At 64.9% G+C, this 23,573-nt stretch carries 20 protein-coding genes; 14 read left to right on the top strand and 6 right to left on the bottom strand.

Annotated elements, in window-relative coordinates:
• Window positions 1-49: 49 nt before the first annotated feature.
• The 6 genes from trbL to AC58D2_RS18640 are packed head-to-tail and all read left to right on the top strand — an operon-like array spanning window position 50 to window position 4,607.
• Entirely contained in the window at window positions 50-1,354 is a 1,305-nt protein-coding gene (gene trbL / locus AC58D2_RS18665) for a P-type conjugative transfer protein TrbL (RefSeq protein ID WP_497392593.1), read from the top strand.
• Window positions 1,354-2,160, top strand: a complete 807-nt coding sequence (gene trbF, locus AC58D2_RS18660) for a conjugal transfer protein TrbF (RefSeq protein ID WP_497392592.1) — start codon at window positions 1,354-1,356, stop codon at window positions 2,158-2,160. Before trbL ends, trbF begins: the two co-directional genes overlap by 1 nt.
• The gene (trbG, locus tag AC58D2_RS18655; protein ID WP_497392591.1) at window positions 2,157-2,987 is read left to right on the top strand and encodes a P-type conjugative transfer protein TrbG; all 831 of its coding nucleotides are present in this window, start codon (window positions 2,157-2,159) and stop codon (window positions 2,985-2,987) included. Before trbF ends, trbG begins: the two co-directional genes overlap by 4 nt.
• A complete protein-coding gene (locus AC58D2_RS18650) occupies window positions 2,984-4,156 on the top strand; it encodes a TraB/TrbI/VirB10 family type IV secretion system protein (protein WP_497392590.1) in 1,173 nt (390 codons plus the stop codon). Before trbG ends, AC58D2_RS18650 begins: the two co-directional genes overlap by 4 nt.
• Before the next feature lie 11 nt (window positions 4,157-4,167).
• Window positions 4,168-4,401: a DUF2274 domain-containing protein gene (locus AC58D2_RS18645; protein WP_497392589.1), complete on the top strand. Its 234-nt coding sequence runs from the start codon at window positions 4,168-4,170 to the stop codon at window positions 4,399-4,401.
• Window positions 4,398-4,607, top strand: coding sequence for a helix-turn-helix transcriptional regulator (locus AC58D2_RS18640; RefSeq protein WP_497392588.1), 210 nt, complete (start codon window positions 4,398-4,400; stop codon window positions 4,605-4,607). The genes AC58D2_RS18645 and AC58D2_RS18640 overlap by 4 nt, the downstream gene beginning before the upstream one ends.
• 3 nt (window positions 4,608-4,610) lie before the next feature.
• Here AC58D2_RS18640 and AC58D2_RS18635 read toward each other — a convergent pair whose 3' ends face one another.
• The gene (locus tag AC58D2_RS18635; protein WP_497392587.1) at window positions 4,611-5,915 is read right to left on the bottom strand and encodes a hypothetical protein; all 1,305 of its coding nucleotides are present in this window, start codon (window positions 5,913-5,915) and stop codon (window positions 4,611-4,613) included.
• 189 nt (window positions 5,916-6,104) lie between these two features.
• Between AC58D2_RS18635 and AC58D2_RS18630 the strand changes: the two genes are divergently transcribed.
• A complete protein-coding gene (locus AC58D2_RS18630; RefSeq protein ID WP_497392586.1) occupies window positions 6,105-6,647 on the top strand; it encodes a hypothetical protein in 543 nt (180 codons plus the stop codon).
• A gap of 68 nt (window positions 6,648-6,715) precedes the next feature.
• Here the strand turns inward: AC58D2_RS18630 and AC58D2_RS18625 are convergent, their stop codons facing one another.
• Both AC58D2_RS18625 and AC58D2_RS18620 read right to left on the bottom strand, forming a co-directional pair.
• Window positions 6,716-7,972, bottom strand: a complete 1,257-nt coding sequence (locus tag AC58D2_RS18625) for a tyrosine-type recombinase/integrase (protein ID WP_497392585.1) — start codon at window positions 7,970-7,972, stop codon at window positions 6,716-6,718.
• Between the two features lie 257 nt (window positions 7,973-8,229).
• Window positions 8,230-8,997: a cyclase family protein gene (locus tag AC58D2_RS18620; protein ID WP_497392584.1), complete on the bottom strand. Its 768-nt coding sequence runs from the start codon at window positions 8,995-8,997 to the stop codon at window positions 8,230-8,232.
• A gap of 97 nt (window positions 8,998-9,094) precedes the next feature.
• Between AC58D2_RS18620 and AC58D2_RS18615 the strand changes: the two genes are divergently transcribed.
• Together AC58D2_RS18615 and alr are read left to right on the top strand one after the other, a co-directional pair.
• A complete protein-coding gene (locus tag AC58D2_RS18615) occupies window positions 9,095-10,723 on the top strand; it encodes an MFS transporter (RefSeq protein ID WP_497392583.1) in 1,629 nt (542 codons plus the stop codon).
• Between the two features lie 45 nt (window positions 10,724-10,768).
• Entirely contained in the window at window positions 10,769-11,812 is a 1,044-nt protein-coding gene (gene alr / locus AC58D2_RS18610; RefSeq protein ID WP_497392582.1) for an alanine racemase, read from the top strand.
• On the opposite strand, the gene AC58D2_RS18605 is transcribed toward alr, so the two are convergent.
• Window positions 11,809-14,919 (bottom strand): TonB-dependent receptor domain-containing protein, encoded by a 3,111-nt coding sequence (locus tag AC58D2_RS18605; RefSeq protein WP_497392581.1) that lies wholly within the window; start codon window positions 14,917-14,919, stop codon window positions 11,809-11,811. The two genes, alr and AC58D2_RS18605, sit on opposite strands and share 4 nt — an antisense overlap.
• A 203-nt stretch (window positions 14,920-15,122) precedes the next feature.
• On the opposite strand from AC58D2_RS18605, the gene phaR reads away from it, so the two are divergent.
• From phaR to AC58D2_RS18590, 3 genes are read left to right on the top strand one after another with little or no spacing between them, the layout of a single operon-like run.
• Window positions 15,123-15,665 (top strand): polyhydroxyalkanoate synthesis repressor PhaR, encoded by a 543-nt coding sequence (phaR, locus tag AC58D2_RS18600; protein ID WP_497392580.1) that lies wholly within the window; start codon window positions 15,123-15,125, stop codon window positions 15,663-15,665.
• A gap of 40 nt (window positions 15,666-15,705) precedes the next feature.
• On the top strand, window positions 15,706-17,232 hold the full coding sequence (gene proS / locus AC58D2_RS18595) for a proline--tRNA ligase (protein WP_497392579.1): 1,527 nt from the start codon (window positions 15,706-15,708) through the stop codon (window positions 17,230-17,232).
• Window positions 17,233-19,545 carry a ribonuclease R family protein gene (locus AC58D2_RS18590; RefSeq protein WP_497392578.1) on the top strand — a complete coding sequence of 771 codons (2,313 nt, stop codon included), beginning with the start codon at window positions 17,233-17,235 and terminating at the stop codon, window positions 19,543-19,545.
• Here AC58D2_RS18590 and AC58D2_RS18585 read toward each other — a convergent pair.
• Window positions 19,542-20,324: a helix-turn-helix domain-containing protein gene (locus tag AC58D2_RS18585; RefSeq protein WP_497392577.1), complete on the bottom strand. Its 783-nt coding sequence runs from the start codon at window positions 20,322-20,324 to the stop codon at window positions 19,542-19,544. The genes AC58D2_RS18590 and AC58D2_RS18585 overlap by 4 nt on opposite strands.
• A gap of 120 nt (window positions 20,325-20,444) precedes the next feature.
• Here AC58D2_RS18585 and AC58D2_RS18580 point away from each other — a divergent pair, with 120 nt between their 5' ends.
• Both AC58D2_RS18580 and AC58D2_RS18575 read left to right on the top strand, forming a co-directional pair.
• Window positions 20,445-20,837 carry a hypothetical protein gene (locus AC58D2_RS18580; RefSeq protein ID WP_497392576.1) on the top strand — a complete coding sequence of 131 codons (393 nt, stop codon included), beginning with the start codon at window positions 20,445-20,447 and terminating at the stop codon, window positions 20,835-20,837.
• Window positions 20,838-20,980: 143 nt separating this feature from the next.
• Window positions 20,981-22,930 (top strand): CocE/NonD family hydrolase, encoded by a 1,950-nt coding sequence (locus tag AC58D2_RS18575; protein WP_497392575.1) that lies wholly within the window; start codon window positions 20,981-20,983, stop codon window positions 22,928-22,930.
• 95 nt (window positions 22,931-23,025) lie between these two features.
• Here the strand turns inward: AC58D2_RS18575 and AC58D2_RS18570 are convergent, their stop codons facing one another.
• On the bottom strand, window positions 23,026-23,481 hold the full coding sequence (locus tag AC58D2_RS18570) for a universal stress protein (protein ID WP_497392574.1): 456 nt from the start codon (window positions 23,479-23,481) through the stop codon (window positions 23,026-23,028).
• Window positions 23,482-23,573 lie beyond the last annotated feature (92 nt).

Raw genomic sequence — 23,573 nt, 5'->3', positions numbered from 1 at the left:
ACCGTGCCCCGCGACTTCCTACCGCCCGCTCGTCGAAAGGCTCGCCGTTTTGAACGACCTCAACGTCATCGATCGCTTTTTGCAGGCGTTCATCACCTATATCGACAGTGGGTTCGGGCTGCTCGGGCCTGACGTCGGGTTCCTGACGACGGTGCTGGTCGGCATCGACATCACGCTGGCGGGTCTCTTCTGGGCGTTGGGCGGTGAAGACAATGTCATCGGCCGCTTCCTCAAGAAGATCCTCTATGTCGGCGCGTTCGCGCTGATCCTGAACAGCTTCTCGACGCTCGCCGACATCATCTTCCGCTCGTTCGCACAAGCCGGCCTCACCGCAGGTGGCAGCGGGATGAGCCCGGACGATCTGCTCAAGCCCGGGCGGCTTGCCGGGACAGGGTTCGAGGCGGCCTGGCCGCTGCTTGATCAGGCCAGCGAGATGGTCGGGTTCACGACCTTCTTCGACAATTTCCTGACGATCATGATCCTGCTGTTCGCCTGGGCGCTGGTGATCGTCGCCTTCTTCATTCTCGCCGTGCAGATGTTTGTCTGCATCCTCGAGTTCAAGCTGGTCAGCCTGGCCGGATTCATCCTGGTGCCCTTTGCGCTGTGGGGGCGGACCAGCTTTCTCGCCGAGCGCGTGCTCGGCCATGTCGTTTCGTCGGGCATCAAGGTCATGGTGCTGGCTGTCATCGTCGGGATCGGTGCCAATTTCTTCGGCGAGTTCACCGCCGCGCTCCAGGGTCAGGAGCCCGACATCGGCCAGGCCATGAGCCTCGTCCTGGCATCCCTCGCCCTGTTCGGTCTAGGTATCTTCGGTCCCGCGCTGGCATCCGGCCTGGTATCCGGCGCGCCGCAACTCGGTGCCGGGGCTGCACTGGGCACCACGCTCGGCGCGGCGGGCGTGACCATGCTGGCTGGCGGCGCCGCCGTCGGCGGTGCCCGTGCGCTCGGCGGGGCCGCTTTGGGCGCGGTTCGCGCCGGCACGTCGATGGGGTCGGCGGCCTCGACCGCCTACCAGCTCGGTCGCGAAACGGCGGCAAGCCCGTCCGTCAGCGCCGGTCTTGCCGGTGTCGGCAAGGCTGCGGGCAATGCTGCCAAGGAGCGCGCCGGTGGTGCGCTCGGCCTTGGCGAAGCCGCCGCCGGTGGCCGCACGGCGGCATGGAACGCGCTCAACAACAAATTGCCAACGCCAGCCGGTGGCGGGGCGGCAGCAGATGCTGCTGCGCCCGCCTGGGCGCGCAATCTCCAGAACGACCAGCGCGCCCGTCACCACCGCCAGGCCGCCATCCACGCTCTGAGCCAGGGTGATCGCGGCGGCGGCTCGGCCAGCCCCGATATCAAGGAAAGGAACGACTGATGTTCTTCAAGCGCAACGCCCAGCGCTATGGGCACACCCCATTGCCCGACACGCCCTATGCGCGAGCGGGGCAGGTCTGGGACGAGCGGATCGGCTCCGCCCGGGCGCAGGCCCGCAACTGGCGGCTGATGGCTTTTGCCTGCCTGTCGCTGGCCGGCGGCGCATCCGGTGCGCTGGTCTGGCAGTCGATGCAGAGCCGCATCGTCCCCTATGTGGTCGAGGTCGACCAGCTCGGCGAGGCGCGCGCCGTGCGCGAAGCTGATGTCGCCTATATTCCGACCGACAGCCAGGTGGCGTGGCATCTCGGGCGGTTCGTCAGCAATGTGCGCGGCGTCTCGCTCGATCCCGTACTGATGCGGCGCAGCTGGCTCGAAGCCTATGACTTCGCGACCAAGCGCGGCAGCCAGTTCCTTGGCGCCTATGCCCGCTCGGCCGACCCGTTCGCCAATCTCGGCGAGCGAACCGTATCGATCCAGATCACAAGCGTCGTGCGCGCGTCGGACAAATCGTTCCAGGTGAAGTGGGTCGAGAATGTCTACTCGCGCGGGAGCCCGGCCGGCAGCAGCCGCTGGACCGCGATCCTGACCGTGGTTCGGCATCCTCCAGCAAGCGCCGATCTTCTGCGTCGCAATCCGCTCGGCATCTATGTCGACGCAATCGACTGGAGCCGGGAACTCGATGCGCCGCCGCAACCCTCGGCGCCACAAGTCCCCGCGCAGGGCCTGCCGCCGCCGAGCAGCCTGCCGCTCGGCTCGCCGCTCGATCCCGACCTTGCCGCCTCCAACAGCCAGGAGATCCAGCCATGAACAGACTTATATTCCCTGCCATGCTCGCCGTGATGGCGATCAGCACGCCGGCCATGGCGCAGACCACGTCCACACCGCTGCGCCAGGTCGCGGCTGCCAACCGCGCCGCCCGAGCCGAGCCATCGCCGCAGAGTTTCATCAATGCGACGCAGGTCTATGCCTTCGCCGACGGCGCGATCTACCAGGCCTATACCGCGCCCGGCGCGGTGACCGACATCGCGCTGCAACCCGGCGAAGCCCTGATCGCGGTGGCAAGCGGCGACACTGCGCGATGGGTGATCGGCGACACGACCAGCGGCAGCGGCGAGGCAAAGCGCACGCATCTGCTGGTGAAGCCAGTCGCTTCGGGGCTGACCACGAACCTAGTCGTGACCACCGACAGGCGGAGCTACCATATCCGTCTTACCAGCGTGTCCCGCACCGCGATGGTGAGCGTTCGCTGGACCTATCCCCAGGACGATCTGCTGGCGCTCAAGCGCGCCGCGGCGGCGAGCGAGGCCGCGACACCGATTGCCTCGGGCCTGTCGCTGGCAACGCTTCGGTTCGATTATCGCATTACCGGCGATCGGCCCGCATGGCGGCCACTGCGCGCCTTCGATGACGGCCGCCAGACCTATATCGAATTTCCCGTGTCGCTGGGACAGGGCGAAGCGCCGCCGCTGTTCTTGCTCGGCGCCGACGGCAAGGCCGAGCTGGTCAATTACCGGGTGCAGGACCGCTTCTACGTGATCGACCGGCTGTTCGACGCAGCCGAACTGCGCCTGGGTCTCAAGAAGCAGCAGGTCGTGCGGATCACGCGCGGTGCGGAACGCCGGAGGGGCGCATGAGCGACGTCGAGCAAGACACCGGGCCAACGCCGAAGAGCGACCCCGAGAGCCTGGCGATCCGCGCGCGGCCGGCGAGAGCGATCCGGTTCCGCCGCGGCGTCATCATCGGCATTGCCGCGATCGGCACGGTCGGCCTGACCAGCGTTGCCTGGATGGCACTGCAACCGCAGGTCTTCCGGCAGGTTGCGGTCGAGAGCGATCTGTCCGACCCGGGCGCCAAGCCGGCGACCGACGCGCTGTCGACGCTCCCCGAAAGCTATGGCGATGTGCCCCAGCTCGGACCTCCACTGCCGGGTGACCTTGGCCGGCCGATATTGCGCGCCCAGCAAGCGCAAGGCGCAGCCATCGATAGCAGCGCGGCCGACGCCGCGAGCCGCGCCGAGGCCGAGCGCCAGCAACGCGAGGCGGCGCTGAAGGCCGCGCGAGAATCCGGGCTGATGGTGGGGCTGGCCGGGAAACCGAACGCCTCCGCCCCTCCGACGCCAGCGCTCGCCGAGCCCGCGACCGGCGCAGCGGCGCCGCCCGATCAGCGTGACGCAAAGACCCGCTTTGTCGAAACCACCGATCCGCGCGGCGACATCAATCCGCACCTGCTGGGCAAGGCGCCATCGCCCTATATGCTGATGGCAGGCAGCGTGATCAGTGCCAGCCTGATCACGGGCCTGAATTCCGACATGCCCGGCATCGTCACCGCGCAGGTAACGAGCCATGTCTACGACAGCGTCACCGGACAAACCTTGCTCATTCCGCAGGGCGCCCGTCTGATCGGGAAATACGACAATGTCGTCGCGTTCGGACAGCGCCGCGCGCTCGTCGTCTGGCAGCGGCTGATCCTGCCCGACGGCAGCTCAATGCGGATCGACAATGCGCCGGCGACCGATGCGGCCGGCTATGCCGGGCTCGCCGATCGGGTCGATTTCCATACATGGTCGCTCCTCAAGGGCATCGGAATGGCAACGCTGCTCGGTGTCGGGACCGAAGTGACGATCTCGGGCGAGAGCGATCTCGTCCAGGCGATCCGCCAATCCGCGCAGTCGAACACGGCGCGCGCCGGCGACCAGATCACCCAGCGCAATCTCGACATTCCGCCAACGATCACGATCCGGCCCGGTGCGCCGGTGAGGCTCGTCGTCCACAAGGATCTCATACTCGCACCCTGGCAAGGGTGAAGGAGGCACATATGGCTGATCTCAAACTGGGCAAGCTGCCCGACCGGACGCCGGTGAAGCTCACCATCAGCGTGCCGCCAGACCTGAATGCCGCGCTGCGCGATTATGCCGCGATCTATGCGCAAACCTATGGCAGCGAGGAGCCGATCAGCGAACTTGTGCCAGCGATGCTCACGGCATTTCTTGATAGCGATCGCTCGTTCATCCGCGCTCGCGACGCCGCCGCGCGAGGGCAGGCCAAATGACCGCGCCCGCTGAAGGGGCCGATCGGCTGCTGCGCATCGACGAAGTCATGTCGCGCATCGGCTTGAGACGGACGAAAATCTACGCGATGATCCGCGAGGGCGCCTTCCCCAAGCCGTACAAGCTATCACCCAAAGCGGCGCGCTGGAGCGAGCGTGAGGTTTGCGACTGGATTGGCCGCACCGTCGAGGCGGAGCGCGCAAAGTAATGATCAACCGCTATCTGCCGGGGGCTCGCTTGTCTTGAGGGAGCCGACCGCGGTGCCCCAGAGACTTGGCAGAAAACTGGGCATGACGGTCCAACTCCCGTCCGGGGCACCCCGCACGCGCACCTCGAACTTGTCGTCATTGTAGATGAGGCGCATCGTCTGGTTTCCAGACCAGGGCGTGTCATTGAGGATACCCTCCAAGGCGATATCGACTTCGCTAATGGCTGGCGCCTCGTCACGCACGCCGGTGATGGTCCAGCGGGTCAGTCTGAGGTCTCCAAGCTCGTCGCGATGACGCCCCGCGCGGTAGCCGATTGATCGGAGCGGATAATCGATGGTGAGCTTCGCAAGGGTGCCGAAGTTCTTCGCCACGACCGCATCCAGATAGGTCGCCGCCATCGCCTCCGGACTTTCCGGGTCCAACATGTGCGCTTCGCCGGATGTTGCCAGCGGCTGTCCCGACTGTTCCGGGCGAGCCACCCACGCTTCGATCCTGCGCTTGTTGTCCTGGGTCGCCGACATTGTCGCGGTAAGCTCAGACCATGACGGCTGCCGCTGGTCCTTCGCGGCCTTGGCGATGCGCGCTTCCTCATCCTCGCGACGATCGAAATAATCGACCATCGTCTGGAGCAGATTGACAGTCTTGGCGGCGACCAGCGCATTCCCGAAATTGGGATTGAGGCCATGCAGGATTCCGTGACGAAAAGGACTGGCGATGGGGTCCGTGTCGAGCTTGCGCCGCGTGGCCCCGAGAATGGCTAGGCCAGCCGAAAGACCCCCCGGTCCGGTCGTCTCGGTATCGAAAACGGGTGCATCGGCCCCGCCGGAAAAGGGGTGCTTTCCCGTTTTGGTCGTGCAGACTCCGTCGATAATGATGAGAAGGAGCGGGACAGCCGAGAGATAATCCTTGGCGAGCAGTCTTTCCGTCGCGCGCTGATAGATGTCGTGCCACGCCTCGAACCGGCTCGTATTGAAGCGATATCCGAGAAACGAAAGGATATCGGGGTCGAGATGATGCTCGACCAAACCCTGATCGGCAAGATCGTCGTCGGGTTCAGCAACGGCGGCGCGCACGGCTTCGACTGACAGCCGATCGAAGATCGTCCAGCCACGCGGGCCGAAGCGCGCTGCGAACGCCTGACGATCCTGTTTCATGCGCTCGACATCGGCGAACTGCTTCTCGAGCTCTTTCGCCTGGCGTCGGATGTTACCGCTAAACAGGCCAAGCAGACCAATGAGCGGTCGCATCTGCTGATACTGTCTGGTGATATGCTCACCGGTAGGAAGGGGAGGCTCTTCGTCGGACATAAGCACAAATTGGCGCGCCGACGATCAGAAGCAAGCGCGCTGTGCATAGTGGCAAGCGCAGGCCGCTGTCCTAGCGGGCATGGCTGTCACTTGTGCGAATGATCTGAAGAGGGCCACCGCCTATCGCAGCAGAACGGCGTGAATTATCAAAACGCGCTAATCGTGTGGCACTGAGCATGAGGGGAGATAATGATGGACGCTCGCGTTGCCGCATTCAGCAAGAAGTTCGCTGATTCAACGCACCTTCCACAATTTCCGGTCGCCGAACTGCGCTTTGAATTACTCGATCTCCATGCCTCGATCGTCGATGAGGCCAGCCGGATCGAGCTGGTCCGGCTATTCAATCTATTATGCGATTTTGTCGAACAACTGCTGATCGATGTGGGCGAAGACACCGGACCCTTTCTGATCGAGCGTCAGCTCCAGACTTGGCTATTGCTGGGGGCCGAATGCCGCATTGGTGAAACGGGGGTCGATGTCCGCCGGCTAAGATACGTCACCACGCGCGAAATCGCCGCTGGGAGAATGGAGCCAACCGATCCCTATCACCGCTGGGCTCATGGCGAGGAAAGCGCAATGGATGAATTCTATGCCCGCCAACGCGAGGTGGAAGCACGCCAGCTAGCTGACCGACGGCACCAAAAAACCACAATCGACCCGTTGGACATGGCACCTAATTCGGTGACCTATCACATGATAAATGCACGCGGCGACCAGAAGGCGCCAAATTGAAGATCTGATCGAGCGGTTACAAAGGCTGAGTAATTCAGAAGGTCAGGTGACCGGCGAGCTCGTGCCTGTCACCCGGTAAGCCTGCGCAGCTCTATGACCGTTGAGCCGGTCACATAAGCCTCCCAGTCGTCCATCAGCGCGCGACGTTTCAGGAACGCCTTGCGCCGGCGATACGCTTGAGCGCTTTGGTCGCCGACCTCGTGCGCAAGCGCATACTCGATCACGGATTCATCATGATCCGTCATGTCGCCGACATAGTCCCGGAACGTGCTGCGCATGCCGTGAACAGTGAAATGCCCGAGTTTCATGCGGCGCAAGACCATTACCATTGCCTGCTGCGAGAGCGGACGCCCCTTCTTATTTCCTTTGAACACATAGTCGTCCGGGTCACATCTTGCGCCTTGCGCGGCCCGTTGCAAAACCTCGACAGCCGTGGCCGACAGTGGGATCCGGTGCTCGATCCCCATTTTCATCCGCTCTTTGGGGATCGTCCAAATGGCGGCATCGAGATCGACCTCCCGCCAGGTCATCTGCAATGTCTCGGACGTGCGCGTCGCGCAGAGGATTGTGAGTTGTAAAGCGCGGGCGGCAAGGCCCGGCCGGCGGCGCAGCGCGCGCCAGAAATCAGGCATTTCCTCGAACGGCATAGCCGGGTGATGGCGGACCTGCTTCTTGCTGCGGCGCTTGGAGAGCAGGTGGATCAGATTCCCTTTCCACCGCGCGGGATTTTCCCACGGACTCTCGATGTGTTTTGCTGCCTTCGCTGCGTCGAGGATATTCTCGATGCGCCCGCGAAGCCGACTGGCTGTTTCGGGCACGGTTTTCCAGATTGGCTTGAGAACCGCAACGACATCATCGACCGTGACATCCTGCACCGGTGTCTTCGAGATCGACTTGGCATAGGTTCTAATCGTGTTGCGCCATTGCTGACGATGCTTCGGATTTTTCCAACCGGACTCGTGATCGTCGATGTAGCTTTCGGCAAATTCGCCGAAGAGCACTGGGCCGCGTTTCTTTCGGTCTGCTTCCAGTGCTTCCCGCTCGGCCGCAGCTTTCTCGGCCCGTCTGGCTTCAATGGGATCGATGCCATTGGCAATCTGCTCCCGCGCAACCGCTGCAAGTTCGCGAGCCTTCGCCAGGCTGATGTCCGTCGCAGATCCGAGGCCCATCTCGCGAGACTTTCGATCCCGCTGGTAGATGTAGACCCAACGCCGCGAGCCATCCTTCGTTATGAAGAGCCAAAGGCCGCCGCCGTCGCCGTGCTTGCCGACCGCCTTCTCAGTTTCCACGCGCCGAGCGCTGAGCTTGTGAATGGAGCGAGACACACCAAAACTCCGGACTGATTGCAAAACTGCAACCCAAGTTCCAACCCAAGTTGAGTCGCGGATTGTTGAGAATTAAACGGCACGAATGCGCACAAATTCCATCAGACAAGTCGCTACTAACTTGCTGAGTTTATAGCGGAATCTGGACAAAATGTCGAGGTTTTGCAACAACTTGAAAATGGCGGACGAAGTGACTCCGTCTCCGCCACCCCTTTCATTCGGGCGCAAATTCGCGTCGGCGGTCGCGGGGTGTGCGATCAGTCGATCAGCGCCACCGCGCGGATCCAGCCGGCGCTCGCCCGCTCGATCTTGACCGGGAAGCAAGAGAGCGTCCACCCCGAGGCGGGCAGCGCGGCCAGGTTGGTCAGCTTCTCTATCTGGTAATAGGGGCGAATGCGTCCGGCCTTGTGCCCTTCCCAGATGATGGACGGATCGCGCGTATCGGCCCAGCGTCTCGCGGTGTGGCTGAACGGGGCATCCCAGCTCCACGCATCGGTGCCGACGACCTGCGCGCCGCGCTCCGTCAGATACAAGGTCGCCTCGGCGCCCATGCCGCAGCCCTGATCGGTGAAATTGTCGGTGCCATAAACGGCGCCCGACTGGACGAGCACAATATCGAGCGGCTGGAGGTCATGCCCGATCCGGGCGAGTTCGGCCTCCACCTCGGCCGCGGTCACCACATGGCCGGCGGGGAGGCGCGAAAAATCGAGCTTCACCCCGGGACGGAAAAAGAGATCGAGCGGCGCCTCGTCGATGCTCGGCGCGGGCGTCGCGCCGCTGTCGGTGGTCGAATGGAAATGCCACGGCGCGTCCATATGGGTGCCGTTGTGCGTCGACAGGGTGATGCTCTCGACCGCCCAGCCTTCGCCGTCGGGCAGGTCGTCCCGGGTCAGGCCGGGAAAGAACATCGCGATCTGCTCCCACGTCGTTTCGTGGGTCATATAGGTGATTTGCGGCCGCATCACCGGCGGGTCGGACACGACGTCGTTGGTGATCGGGATCGACAGGTCGATGAAGCGGGTCATGGCGGCGATGCTGCGCCCAAGCGCCCGCTTGTGCAAGGCTCAACAGCGGCTATGACTCGAGGCAGAAGCAAATTGCTCACCGGGGAGGGGAGCCCGCATGACCGATCAAGCCGCCGTTGCCGACCACGGCGCGGCCTATCAGCCGAGTGCGAAGGATATCCGCATGGTCATCGCCGCGTCGTCGGCGGGGACGATCTTCGAATGGTATGATTTCTTCATCTACGGCACACTCGCCGCGATCATCGGCAAGACCTTTTTCCCGAGTGACAATGCGACGCTGGAGATATTGCTCGTCTGGGCGGGGTTCGCGGTCGGCTTCGGCTTCCGTCCGCTCGGCGCGGTGCTGTTCGGCTTCCTCGGCGACCGGCTGGGGCGCAAATATACCTTTCTTGTCACCGTGACGTTGATGGGGATCGCGACCGCGGGCGTCGGGATGATCCCGTCGGCGACGATGATCGGCATCGCGGCGCCGATCATCGTCATCCTGCTGCGCATCCTGCAAGGGCTGGCGCTCGGCGGCGAATATGGCGGTGCGGCGATCTATGTCGCCGAACATTCGCCGCCCGAAAAGCGCGGCTTCTATACCAGCTTCATCCAGGCGAGCGTCGTCGGCGGGTTCGTGCTCAGCCTGATCGTCGTGCTGTCGTGCAAGGCGCTGATGTCCGACGCGCTCTGGAACGAATGGGGGTGGCGCGTGCCGTTCCTCCTGTCGCTGCTGCTGCTCGCGGTGTCGCTGTGGATGCGGCTGAAACTCTCCGAAAGTCCGGTGTTCCGCGCGATGAAGGAAGAGGGGGAGATCGCGCGCAACCCCTTGAAGGAAAGCTTCACCTATCCCGGAAATCCGCGGCGCATCTTCATTGCGCTGGTCGGCATTTCGGCGGGACTGACGGTGATTTGGTACACCGCGATGTTTTCGGGGCTGTCGTTCCTCAAGGGACCGATGAAGGTCGACGATACCGCGGCGGAGGTCATCGTCGGGGTCGCCGCCGCGCTCGGCATGGGATTCTTTATCTGGGCCGGACGCCTGTCCGACCGGATCGGGCGCAAGAAGCCGATCATGTGGGGGTATGCCGCCACGCTTGCGCTGCTCTTTCCGCTCTTCTGGATGATGGGCGGCGTCGCCAACCCCGCGCTCGAAGCCGCGGCGGCGCGCGCACCGGTGGTCGTATCGGGGTCGCAGTGCAGCTTCGATCCCTTCGCCAAGGCGCAGGCGACCGCATGTGGCCGGACGCTGGGCGAACTGACGAAGCTCGGCGTGCCTTACAAGGTCGTCGCGACCGACAGCGCGTTCGACAGCGTCAAGATCCACATCGGCGGCCGCGAAGTGGCGGGGGAGGATCCCGCCATCCTCCAGCCGGCGCTCGAGGCGATGGGCTACGGCTTCGAAAAGCAGATTCCCGCCGCCGCAGGGATCGCGGTCATCCTCGTCGCGCTGCTCGGCCTCAGCGCGCTTTCGGGCTTCACCTATGGCCCCGTCGCGGCGCTGCTCGCCGAGATGTTTCCGCCGCACGTGCGCTATTCGTCGCTCTCCATCCCCTATCATCTGGGGACCGGATATTTCGGCGGCTTCCTGCCGCTCATTGCCAGCTTCATCGTCGCGAAAACCGGCGACGCCTATGCGGGGCTCTGGTACACGTGGGGCGTGGTGTTCGTCGCCTTCCTCGTCAGCGCCTTCATGCTCGAGGAGCCCGTCGAAGGGCAGTGGGACAGGGCTCCCAAGGCCTGAACGAAGCCATTGGCGCTGCGGTCATTCGTCGCTAGGTGCGGGGTAATGATCGACATCGCCTCACCGCTCCGCCTTCGTCTCGATGCCGCCGCGCTCGTCCGGAACTGGCGCTGGCTGGCGCAGGCGGGTGGTGCCGAGGCGGGGGCGGCGATCAAGGCCGATGGCTACGGGCTCGGCGCGCGCGATGTCATGCGTATCCTTGCTGGTGCGGGCTGTCGCTTTTTCTTCGTCGCGACCTGGGCCGAGGCGGCGGCGCTGATGCCCCTGCCGCCGGGCGTCTCGCTGTCGGTGCTGCACGGCGTCGGCGAAACGGACATGATTGCGGCGCGCAGCCTGCCGGCGCGTCCCGTTCTCAACAGTGTCGAACAGGTCGCACGCTGGCGCTCGATCGGCGAGGGGCGGCCGTGCGACGTGATGGTCGATACCGGGATGAACCGGCTCGGGCTGCGCGTCGACGAAGCGCTCGGCGGCGCACTCGACGGGCTCGCGATCGAAACGCTGCTCAGCCACCTTGCGTCGGCCGATGAAGACAGTCCGCTCAACGTGCGCCAGCTTGGTGCCTTCAGGGCATTGCGCGACGCGATCCCCGCGCGGCGCTACAGCCTGTCGAACAGCGCCGGTACGTGCCTGGGCGCCGATCATGGTTTCGACCTGACGCGTCCGGGGATCGCGCTTTATGGCGGCGTGCCGCGCCGTGAAGCCGACGGGCATATCCGGCAGGTCGCTTTTCCCGAAGCGCGGGTCTTGCAGGTCAGGGCCGTGCCGGCGGGCGAAACGGTCGGCTATGGCGCGACGTGGACGGCGCCGCGAGACAGCCGTATCTCCGTTGCGAACCTGGGCTATGCCGACGGCTATCTGCGCTGCCATGCCGGCTCGGGCGGGGCGATGTGGCGTGGCCATCGTCTGCCGCTCGTCGGCCGGGTCTCGATGGACCTCACCGCCTTCGATGCGAGCGCGGCCGCCGGTTTGGCCGAGGGCGACTGGCTGACGCTCGACTACCCGCTCGCCGAAACAGCGGCGCGCAGCGGCCTGTCGCAATATGAACTGCTCACCGGACTGGGAAGCCGGTTCGAACGGTGCTGGGCCTAGAATCTGGCGTTCGCGCCGACACGGATATAGCGCCCCATCACCCCGCTGAAATAGGTCGTGCCGCCGCCCGTCGCCGGATAGGGGTAGGGCGGTTGCCGATCGAAGAGGTTGTCGACCGCAAAGCGAAGCGTGAAACGGTCCGCCACGCGCACGTTGCCGCCCAGATTTACGAACGCGATCGCGGAGACGCGGTCGAGTCTGCCCGGATAGAAATTGCTCGCCGACTGAGGGTCGATGCGCGCCTTGCCGATAAATTGGAGCTGTACGAACATTCCGAGCGTGTCACCGCGATAGTCGAGCGTCGCGAGCGCCTGGTGCTTTGCATAGCCTATCATCCCGTCGAGCCGGACCCGCCGCGATGCGGCGTCGGCGCGCGTGCTGAGTTCGTCGATATATTGATAGCTCAGGTTGAGCCCGATCGACTGCGCGGACCTGCCGAGCGGCACGCGATAATCGAGCGCGCCGAGATAGCCCTTATAGCGCTGGTCGGCCAGGTTCAGATACTGGACCCGGACGAAGTCTAGCTGGTTGTCGGGACCGCGTGTGAACCGTCCGCAATCGGCAGCGTTCGGATAGTCCGCCGAGTCATAACAGGCCGCAACGATGCTGCTCGCGCCGCCATTGCTGATCGCGTCTTTCAGGTGAATATCGACATAGTCGACACTCGCACGCAAACGCGGCGCGAAACGCGGTTCGAGCACCAGGCCGAGCGTCCAGCTATTCGCCTTTTCGTTGGACAGGTCGGGATTGCCTTCGATCGCCTGCATGAAGGTGCGGCTGTTCGACAACGACGCAAAGTCGGCGGGCAGGCCGGCGGCGGCACAATTCGCCGCGCGTGTCGTCGGGTCGGGGCCGTTGCCGCGCTGGAGCACATCGCACGGGTCGGTGGCGGTGCCGAAATAGCTGCTCGACGGGTTGAACAGTTCCGTAACGGCGGGCGCACGGATCGCGCGGGTGAAATTGCCGCGAACGACAATGTCCTGGACGATGCCGAAGCGGCCTCCGAGCGTCCATGTCCAGTCGCCGCCGGCCAGGCTGTGGTCGACGTAGCGCGCGGCGCCCTTCACTTCCAGCAACGCGATCGGTGCCCCGGTATTCGGAGAGATCAGCGGTGCGAGGAATTCGGCCGAAACCTCGTCGGTGTTGAACTTGCCGTGGACCGGCAAGACCGGCGTCGCACGACCATAGCCGATCCGGTCGTTCGCGGGGTCGCCATCGCCGCTGCTATCGGTTGCCGGGTCGGGATCGCCGGCGCCGTAAAAGAAAACGCCGGGGTCGAAGTCCTGCGATTCGATGCGATGTTCATAGCCGAACGCGACGGCGAAATCGCCGCCGGGCAATTGAAAAAGGGGCCCGGAAAGCGACGCGGTAAACTGCGTCTGCCGGTTGAGAGACACGGGTGTCGCGATCGTCGTCACATAGTCCAGCGCGGTCTGCGATACCCGGCCGGTGCCGAACAGGTTCAGCGGCGCGCAGGTGCTGCTGACCGTCGCGATCGGGGCATTCGTCGCTCCGGGGCGACAAACGATATCGCCGCCATCGTCGCGCACCGCGTCGATCGCATTGAGGAAATTCTGCTGGACCAGTTCGCGCGAGCGGCTGGTCGTTCGCGAACGGCCGTGGTTGGCGGCGACGCTCCAGTCCCAGCGCCCTGCGGCGAAATCGAGATCGCCCGACAGTCCGCCGACGAAACGCATCAGGTCGACTTCGCCGGTGGACTCACCGATCGAGAGGTCGGTGTTGGCGCGCGCGAGGTAGAAATAATCCTGCGAAAAGCCGCCGAGATTCTGGTCGGACAGCGGGTTTGTCGCAATGGCGCCGAGGATCGCGGCCCGCGCCTGCGGCGACAGAAAGGGGTTGTCGATGCTGACCCGGATATTGCCGTCGGGCGACCCGCCGGGTCCGGCGAGACCGGTGTTGAACAGTGGCTGGCTGCGCAGGTTGCGTCCCTTGCTGTTCGCGTACCATGCTTCGCCGAACAGGCGGAGATCGTCGTCGAGGTCGTAATGCGCGAGCGCGACGGCACTGTAACGGCGCGTCGCGGCGAGCAGGTTGGTGGCCGGCGCGGCGGTGAATCCGTCGCCGCCTTCGAAATCGACCCCGAAACTTCCGGGCGCGCCGGCGTAGCGGCCGAAATCGATGGCCGTCAGCCCGCCGGCCGTGTCGAAGCGAAGCTGGTTGCCGCTTGCATCGGTCACGCCGAAATTCAAGCCCGGAAACCCAAAGGTCGCGATCTGCTGTTCGACGCTGAGCGGAATACCGTCGCCGACGAGCGGGATGCCGGTCTCGGACACGGCGGGCAGGCGACGGTCGCGGTACAGTTCCTGAAGAAAGGGCGAGGCAGGGTCGCTGGCGGCGCCGAAGAAAAGACCGCGTGAAAATGCGCGGCGATCGTCACCGGTCAGCCCCTCGGCACGGTTGTAGTCGGCGGCCAGGGTGAGGTTGCCGCGTCCGCCCGCGAAATTGCGTCCGGCGAGCAGGCGTACGCGCTGGCTTGCTCCGTCGCCGCGGCTCGAAAGGCCTGTCTGACCGTCGATGTCCAGCCCGTCGAAGTCGTGCTTGAGGATGATGTTCACCGTGCCGGCGATCGCGTCGGCGCCATACACCGGGGCGCCGCCGACCGCGATCGTTTCGACCCGCTCGACAAGCTTGGTGGGGATAAGGTTGAGGTCGACCTGGCTGCCTGCGCCGGTCGGACCGAAAATCGAGGCGGTGTTCGACGAAACGAACCGGCGGCCGTCGACGAGCGTCAGCGTTCGCTGCGATCCGAGGCCCAGGAAATTGACGAAACTTTGCCCTTGGCCGAGCGGCGATTGTTCACCGATCGGCGTCGCACCCGGCGTGCCGAACGCCGGTTGATCCTTCAACGCCCGGCCAAGCGAATCGAACCCGCGCGCCTCCATCCGGTCGGCGGCGACGATCAGCGCCGGCTCGACCGTTTCGAAGCGCGGACGCGCGATACGGGACCCCGTCACGACGATCGGGCCGGCATCCCCTTCGCAAAAACTGTCGCCGATGGGACAGGCCGATGCGTCGTCCTGTGCGTAGGCAGTGGACAGGGTCAGCGCAAAGGCGGCGGCGCCCAGAAGAAAGCGCGTGCGTGGCATATGAGAATTGCTCCGTGCCGTTGGGGGAAAGGCGGCGGAGCGGATTTGTAGCCTCGATTGGTCAACAAGCCGTGAACCAAGCACGGCTCTCCGGCCTACGCCATGTTGCGATGCATCATAATTTGATGCTACTGCGTGGGCAGCAAACGCAGTATCGGCGCGGCGGCATCGCCTTTGCCTGGGGTCGGAGGAACAAGGTCATTATGGCAAAGTCGAAGACGGCTACCGACGACGGCGTCGTCACCATCAAGAAATACGCCAACCGCCGCCTCTACGACACCGAACGGAGCTGCTACATCACGCTCGACGACCTTGGCGCGATGGTGCGCGAAGGCCGCGACTTTCGCGTGGTCGATGCAAAGAGCGGCGAGGACATCACCCACAATGTCCTGACCCAGATCATCATGGATACCGAAACGCGCGGCGAGACGCTGCTGCCGGTCAATTTCCTGCGCCACCTGATCGGGATGTACGGCGACAAGATGCAGTCGATGGTGCCGCAATATCTCGAAGCGTCGATGGCGGCCTTTGCCAAGAACCAACAGGACGTCCGCTCGGCGTTCGAAGGCGCGCTCGGTTCGGGCAATCCGCTCGCCGAACTGACGCGGCGGAACATGGAAATCTTTCAGCAGGCGGCGGGCGCCTTCATGCCGGGCGCGATGTCGGCCAAGTCGAAGGACGCCGAAATCGCGGCGCTCAAGGCCGAAATCGCCGATCTCAAGGCCGCGCTTGCCGACAAGGCTTAATCCGGGGCTTCTCCCGCCCCCAGCACAGAAAACAGGACAGATGATCAAGCATGCGCTCAGCGTAACCCGTCAGGCCGACTTCGCGGCCTGGTATCAGGACGTCATTGCCGAAGCCGACCTCGCCGAGGAATCGGGCGTGCGCGGCTGCATGGTCATCAAACCGTGGGGTTATGGCATCTGGGAACGCATCCAGACGGTGATGGACACCGCGATCAAGGATGCCGGGGTCCAGAACGCCTATTTCCCGCTCTTCATCCCCTTGAGCTTCTTTGAAAAGGAAGCGGACCATGTCGATGGTTTCGCAAAGGAAATGGCGGTCGTCACTCACCACCGGCTGATCGCCGACGGCAAGGGCAAGCTGGTTCCCGATCCGGAGGCGAAGCTCGAGGAGCCGCTGATCGTCCGCCCGACGTCGGAAACGGTGATCGGTTCAGCGATGAGCCGCTGGGTGCAGAGCTGGCGCGACCTGCCGCTGAAGGTCAACCAGTGGGCGAATGTCGTGCGCTGGGAAATGCGGACGCGCATGTTCCTGCGCACCAGCGAGTTCCTGTGGCAGGAAGGCCATACCGCGCACGCGACGCGCGAGGATGCGATGGACGAGACGCTGCGCGCCCTCGAAATGTATCGCAGCTTTGCCGAGGACGTCTTGGCGATGCCCGTGATCGCCGGTGAAAAGCCCGAGAACGAGCGGTTTCCAGGCGCCGTCGCGACCTATTCGATCGAAGCGATGATGCAGGACGGCAAGGCGCTCCAGGCGGGCACCTCGCATTACCTCGGCACCGGTTTCGCCGAGGCGGCGAATATTCGCTATCAGGACAAGGACGGCGGTCACAGCCTGTGCCACACGACGAGCTGGGGCACGTCGACGCGGATGATCGGCGGCGTCATCATGACGCACGGCGACGACGACGGGCTGCGCTGCCCGCCGCGCATTGCCCCGCACCAGATCGTCATCGTACCGATGCTGCGCGACAATGCGGAGGATGCCGCGATCCTCGATTATTGCCGCGACCTGGAAACACAACTGAAGGCGCTCGACGCCTTTCGCGAGCCGGTGCGTGTGCTGCTCGACGCGAGCGCGAACAAGGCACAGACCAAGCGCTGGGGCTGGGTCAAGAAGGGCGCGCCGATCATCCTCGAAATCGGCCCGCGCGACGTCGCCGGCGGCAAGGTCGCGGTGATACGCCGTGACCGGCTCTATCAGGAGAGCGGAAAGCTCGACACCGCCTTCACCCCCAAGGTCGCGTTCGTCGGCGGCGCGGTCGCCATGCTCGAAGAAATCCAGCAGGCGTTGCACGCGGAGGCGAAGGAACGGCTGCACGCGAACATCCGCCGCGACGTCACCGACCTTGCGGTACATTTCCGCGGCGACGACAAGTTCGTCGGCTGGATAGAAGTGCAGTGGTCGCGTCCGACGGGCAAGACGCTCGACGGGATCGTTGAGCAGCTGAAAGCGTTGAAGCTGACGATGCGCAACACTCCCCTTGACGCGGCGCCCGCCGACGGCGCCTGCTTCTTCACCGGCGAACCCGCGGTCGAGCGCGTGCTCATCGGGCGGACTTATTAGTTGGCGAAGGATCCGAAACGACCACAGCCCGCGGGGCTTCCCTCGCGCCACGATATTCTTCGGTTCATCGAGGAAAGTTCGTCGGCGGTCGGCAAGCGCGAGATCGCCAAACATTTCGCGGTGCGCGGTGCCGACAAGATCGCGCTGAAGGCACTGCTCAAGGACATGACCGACGACGGGCTGGTCGACATGGCGCCCGGCCGGGCGTTCCACAAGCATGGCGGACTGCCGCGCGTCACGGTGTTCCGCGTCGCATCGGTCGACGGCGACACGATATGGGCGGTGCCCGAGCGCTGGGAGGCGAGTGGGCCCCCGCCGCGGGTGCGCGTGATCGAAAAGGGGCGCCGCAACGCGCTCGGCGTCGGCGACCGCATCCTCGCGCGGACCGAGGAACGCGGCAGCGGCCATGTCGTGCACCCGATGAAGCGGCTGCAGGCGGGCGGCGAAACCGTCGTCGGCGTGCTCGTCGAAGCCACCGGTCCCGGCGGCAAGCCCGTCACCTGGCTGCGCCCCGCCGACAAGCGGGCGCGGTTCGACTTCGCGGTGTCGGAGATGGGCGAGGCGGCGATCGGCGACCTCGTGCGTGCCGAACTGTCGGGGCGGGGACCCGCGACGCGCGCGAAGGTGGTTGAACGCATCGGCGATCCCTTCGCCCCGCGCTCGCTCAGCATGATCGCGATCGCGAAGCACGAGATCCCGCATGTGTTCGGCGACATCACGCTCGCCGAGGCCGAGCGTGCAGTGAAGCTGCCGCTCTCCCCCGACGGCCGCGAAGACCTCCGCCACCTGCCGATCGTCGCGATCGACCCCGCCGACGCGCGCGACCATGACGATGCGGTCTGGGCCGAGCCCGATACCGACGAAAAGAACAAGGGCGGCTGGCGCGCGATCGTCGCGATCGCCGACGTCAGCTATTATGTCCGTCCCGACGGCGCGCTCGACCGCGAGGCGCGGCGGCGCGGCAACAGCGTCTATTTCCCCGACCAGGTGGTGCCGATGCTGCCCGAGACGCTGTCGGCCGGGGTCTGTTCGCTGAAAGCGGACCAGGATCGCGCGGCGATGGCGTGCCACCTCGTCATCGACAAGCATGGCAAGGTGACGTCATGGCGCTTCACCCGCGCGCTCGTGCGGCTTCGCGCCAATATCGCCTATGAGCGCGCGCAAGCGGCCTATGATGCCGGTACTCCCGACGACGGTTGGGACGAGGCGGTTCTGCCCGCGCTCCAGAACCTCTGGGGCTGCTGGAAATTGCTGGCCCAGGCGCGCGCGGCGCGGGCACCGCTCGATCTCGATCTGCCCGAGCGGCAGGTCATCCTCGACGAGCAAGGGAATATCGCCGAAATCCGCGTGCGCCAGCGGCTCGATGCGCATCGGTTGATCGAGGACTATATGATCGCTGCGAACGTCGCGGCGGCGAAGGCGCTCGAGGCGAAGAAGTCGCCGGTGATGTACCGCATCCACGAGCCGCCAAGCCGCGAGAAACTCGTCAGCCTGAAGGAATATCTCGACACCTTCGACCAGAATTTCGCGCTCGGACAGGTCATCACCCCCGCGGTGTTCAATCGGCTGATCGACGGCTTTTCGGACGACGACCGCTTGCCCGAGATCATGGAAGCGATCCTGCGCAGCCAGACGCAGGCCTATTACGGCCCTGCCAACTCGGGGCATTTCGGCCTCGCGCTCGGCAGCTACGCGCATTTCACCTCGCCGATTCGCCGCTACGCCGACCTGATCGTCCACCGCGCGCTCGTCGATTCCTATCGCCTCGAAGTGCCGGGCAAGGTGAAGGGCCTGCCCGAACGCACCGGACTCGGCGAAGCCGACGCCAAGGGCCTGTCGCGGATCGGCGAGACGATCAGCGGCCTCGAACGCCGCGCGATGGAGGCCGAGCGCGAAACGATCGACCGCTATGTCGCCGCCTATCTGGCGAGCAAGGTCGGCGAAATCGTTCCTGCGCGGATCACGGGGGTCCAGCCCTTCGGCTTCTTCGCGACGGTTGACGGGCTCGGCGGCGACGGGCTGGTGCCGGTCTCGACCTTGGGCAGCGAGCGGTTCTTCTATGACGAGGCCGCACGCACGCTCGACAGCGAACATGGCCGCGTCAGCTATTCGGTCGGCCAGCGGCTCGAATTGCGACTGATGGAAGCGAACCCGATCAGCGGCGCGCTGCGCTTCGAACTCCCCGACGCGCCCGAAGGCGGATCCGCGAAACGCCCGCCGCGGCGCGACGGCAAAGGGAAGGGCGGGGCCAGGCCTATGGTCGGCAAGCGCGGACGGCCGAAGAATATCCGCCACCAGGGTCGGCGGCGCTAAGCCGACGCGAGCTTCTGCAACAACGCCGCGCTGTCGGCGTCTGCTGGAAAAAACGCCTCGATCGCCAGTTCGGACAGCGTGATGTCGAGCGGGGTGCCGAACACCGTCACGGTCGATACGAACCGTATCTGTCCCGCGGGCGTGTTCAGGGCCAGGGGAACCGCGATTCCGTTTGCCGGGACCGCCATGTCCTCGTTTCCGCCCGGCTCATAGGCGGCCAGCTCGTCGCGCAGCGCGGAGAGTCCCGTGTCGCCGGTTGCTTCGACCTGGCCGTCGAGGCGGTGGAGGATGTGCGCCCGCCATTCGCCGCGATTGCCGATATGCGGTGCCAGCCCCCCGGGATGCAGCGCGATACGCAGCACGTTGACCGGCGGCTCGAGCAGCGCGGGGTCGACGAGCGCGGTCAGCAGCGCGATTGCGCCGTTGGCCGCGATCATGTTCCAGTGACGATCGACCGCGAGCGCCGGATAGGGCTCGTGCCCCCGCAGCACATGCTCGACGATCGCGCGCATGTCCGCCATCTCGGCGCTGTCGAGCGGACGTTCGAGGTAATCGGGCGCAAAGCCCGCCGCCAGGAGCAGCGCATTGCGTGCGCGATGCGGGACGTCGAGCCGTTCGGCGATCCGCTCGATCATCCGCGGGCTCGGTTTCGACCGGCCGGTCTCGATAAAGCTCAGGTGCCGCGTCGAGATATCGGTTTCGAGCGCGAGATCCATCTGGCTCATCCGGCGACGCGTGCGCCATTCGCGAAGCTGTTCGCCGAGCGGTGCCACCTGCATTCCATGTCTCCTTCGCGCCATCGGCTAACGCGGCCGACATCCGGATTCCATTACCTTGCGCGTAATCGACGTCATGTCGATCGGGGTTCAAGGAGACTGGGTTCGAAAGGAGAATGCGTCATGTCCCGTCCCAACCTCAAGACCGTCCTGATCGTCGACGCCGTCACCTGCACGGTCCTGTTTCTGTCGTGCGTCTTTGCCATCGCCCCGGTCGCCTCGCTGCTCGGCCTCCCTTCCGACATCGTAACCGTTGCCGGATGGATAGGCCTGCCGTCGGCCGCCCTCATGCTGTTCGTCGCCTTCCAGAAGGAGCCGAGCAAAGGGCTCGCCAATCTGATCGCGGTCGGCAATCTCGGATGGGTCGCCGCGAGCTTTGCCGTGATCGCCCTCTTCGCGGCGCAGATGACGTGGCCGGGTATCGCGATCGTCGCGATTCAAGCGGTCATCGTGCTCGAAATGGCCTTCTTTGAAGCCAAGGGAGCGGCTGCACTCCCGCGCGCGGCCGCCGCCTGATCTCTCCCGGCACCTGCCGGCGCCTGACGGAGCGGCCCCCGCCGCTCCGTTTCTTTTGCGTAATAAGATTACATCGGACGGTTGCATTGCGTCGTGTCGTGTCCCAAGGTCCACGCCTGCCAAAACGAAAGCAAGGGGTTCGCATGGTCCGCTCATTTCTGTTCGTCACGCTCTCCGCGGTCGCGCTGACCGGCGCATCGGTCGCCGGGGCCGCCGCCGGCGCTGCGCCGAAAGCGGCGCAGGTCCAGGCCGACATTCCCGACAAGTTCACGATCCCGAACGAAGACGCCGACTATGACAAGCGCGTCGAAATGATCCCGATGCGCGACGGGACCAAGCTCTACACGGTCATCGTCGTGCCAAAGGGGGCCACGAACGCCCCGATCGTCCTGACGCGCACCCCCTATAACGCAAAGGGCCGCGCGAACCGCATGGACAGCCCGAGCATGCTGTCGACGCTGCCGCTCTCCGACGAGATTTTCGTGAAGGACGGTTATATCCGGGTCTACCAGGATATTCGCGGCAAATACGGATCGGAGGGCGACTATATCGTCAACCGTCCTCCGGTCGGTCCGCTCAACCCGACCAAGGTCGATCATACCACCGATGCGTGGGACACGATCGACTGGCTGGTGAACAAGAAGAACCTGCCCGAATCGAACGGCCGCGTCGGCATGATCGGTTCGTCCTACGAAGGCTTCACCGTCGTGATGGCGCTGCTCCATCCGCATCCCGCGCTGAAGGTTGCGGCGCCCGAAAGCCCGATGATCGACGGCTGGATGGGCGACGACTGGTTCCACTACGGCGCCTTCCGCCTCGCCAATATCGCCTGGATCGGGGCGCAGACCGGCTACAAGGGCGAGGGCAAGGCACCGCCGACCGGCGGCTATGACGATTATGACAATTTCCGCCACGGTTCGGCGAATGATTGGGCGAAAAAGCAGGGCTATGCGCAATTGCCCTTCTGGCAAAAGATGCTCGATCACACCGCCTATGACGCGTTCTGGCAGCAGCAGGCGCTCGACAAGCTCGTCGCCGCCAACCCGTCGAACGTCCCGACGCTGTGGGAACAGGGGCTGTGGGATCAGGAGGATATGTACGGCGCGATCATGAGCTGGGAAGCGCTGAAGGCCAAGGGCAAGATGGGCAACAACTATCTCGTCATGGGCCCGTGGCGCCACAGCCAGATCAACCGCGAAGGGCGCTCGCTCGGTCCGTTCGAGTGGAACGGCGACACCGCCGCGCAGTTCCGCCGGGACATGGTGCTGCCGCTGTTCAACCAATATCTGAAGGACGGCCCGCCCGCGAACCTGCCCGCCGCCGCGATCTATAACACCGGCGAAAATCATTGGGACCGCTTCACCAACTGGCCGCTCGCGTGCGAGAGCGGATGCGCGGCGTCGCTGACCCCGATCTACGTCGGCCCCGACGGCAGCCTCGGGTTCGACAAGCCGGCCGTCGGTACGACAAGCTATGTCTCCGATCCCGCCAAGCCGGTGCCCCACCTGCCGCGCCCGGTGAACTTTCGCGATGGCCGCTGGGGCGACTGGCTCGTCAGCGACCAGCGCCACGCCGACGGCCGTCCCGACGTGCTGACGTTCCAGACCGATGTGTTGACGCAGCCGGTGCGCGTATCGGGCGCGCCGATCGCGAACATCTTTGCCCGGATCACGGGGTCGGACGTCGACTTCGTCGTCAAGGTGATCGACGTGCTGCCCGCCGAAAATGCGACGAAGCCCGAAATGGGCGGCTATCAGTTGCCGATCAGCCTCGATATCTTCCGTGGCCGCTATCGCGACAGCTTTGCAAAGCCGACCGCGATTCCGTCGGGCGTGACGCAGAATTACAAGTTCCGCCTGCCGACGGTGAACCATGTGTTCGAGCCGGGACACCGGATCATGATCCAGATCCAGTCGAGCCTCTTCCCGCTCTATGATCGCAACCCGCAAACCTTCGTGCCCAATATCTTCCTCGCGCGGCCCGAGGATTACCGGAAGGAAGAGGTCACGATCCTGCAAGGCGGCGATACGCCGAGCGGCGTTTTGCTGCCGGTGGTCGCGGTCGACCAGTCGGCGGTGAAGGCGGGTCGATAAGCGTCGAAAATTGCGTGCTCCCGCGAAGGCGGGAGCCCATCTCCGAATGGATCCAGGTTAAGCGAGATGGGTCCCTGCCTTCGCTCTAAAATGCGCTAACTCACCGCATCGAGCCGTTCGATATCGATGCCGCCCGGTACGAGCATGACCGGGCAGGGCAGGGTGCCCGCATCGTTGCCGGTGAAGTGCGAAACCAGCGGGCCGGGCGCGCCGCTCGGCGCGGTCGCGAGCACCAGCGCCGCGATATCGTCGCTCGCGCCGATCACCTCGCGGACCACCTCCGCCGGCTTGCCCGACTTGACCAGGATCTTCGGCGAAACATTGGCTTCTTGCGCCACGGCATCGGCGGCGGCCTCGGCCAGCGCTTCGGCCTGCTCGCGCGCCTCCGCCTCGATCGTCGCCTGGACGCCGCCGAATGCCAGGAAATCCTGCGGCGGAACGATGGCGAGCACGATGATCCCGCCCCCGGTGCGCGCGGCCCGGCGCGCCGCGAAGCGCAGCGCGAGCGTCGCCTCCGGGCTGTCGTCGATCACCACCAGATATTTGCGCATTGCCCCCGACCCCTCTTGTCCTTTTCGCGCGAGAGTGCGTCACATTCGTATGAAAGGCAAGCTCGCCCCGCTGGACCTTGACCCGGCGAATG

The sequence above is a fragment of the Sphingopyxis sp. CR5 genome, from assembly GCF_059693785.1.
This window is presented reverse-complemented; position numbering and strand designations above follow the sequence as displayed.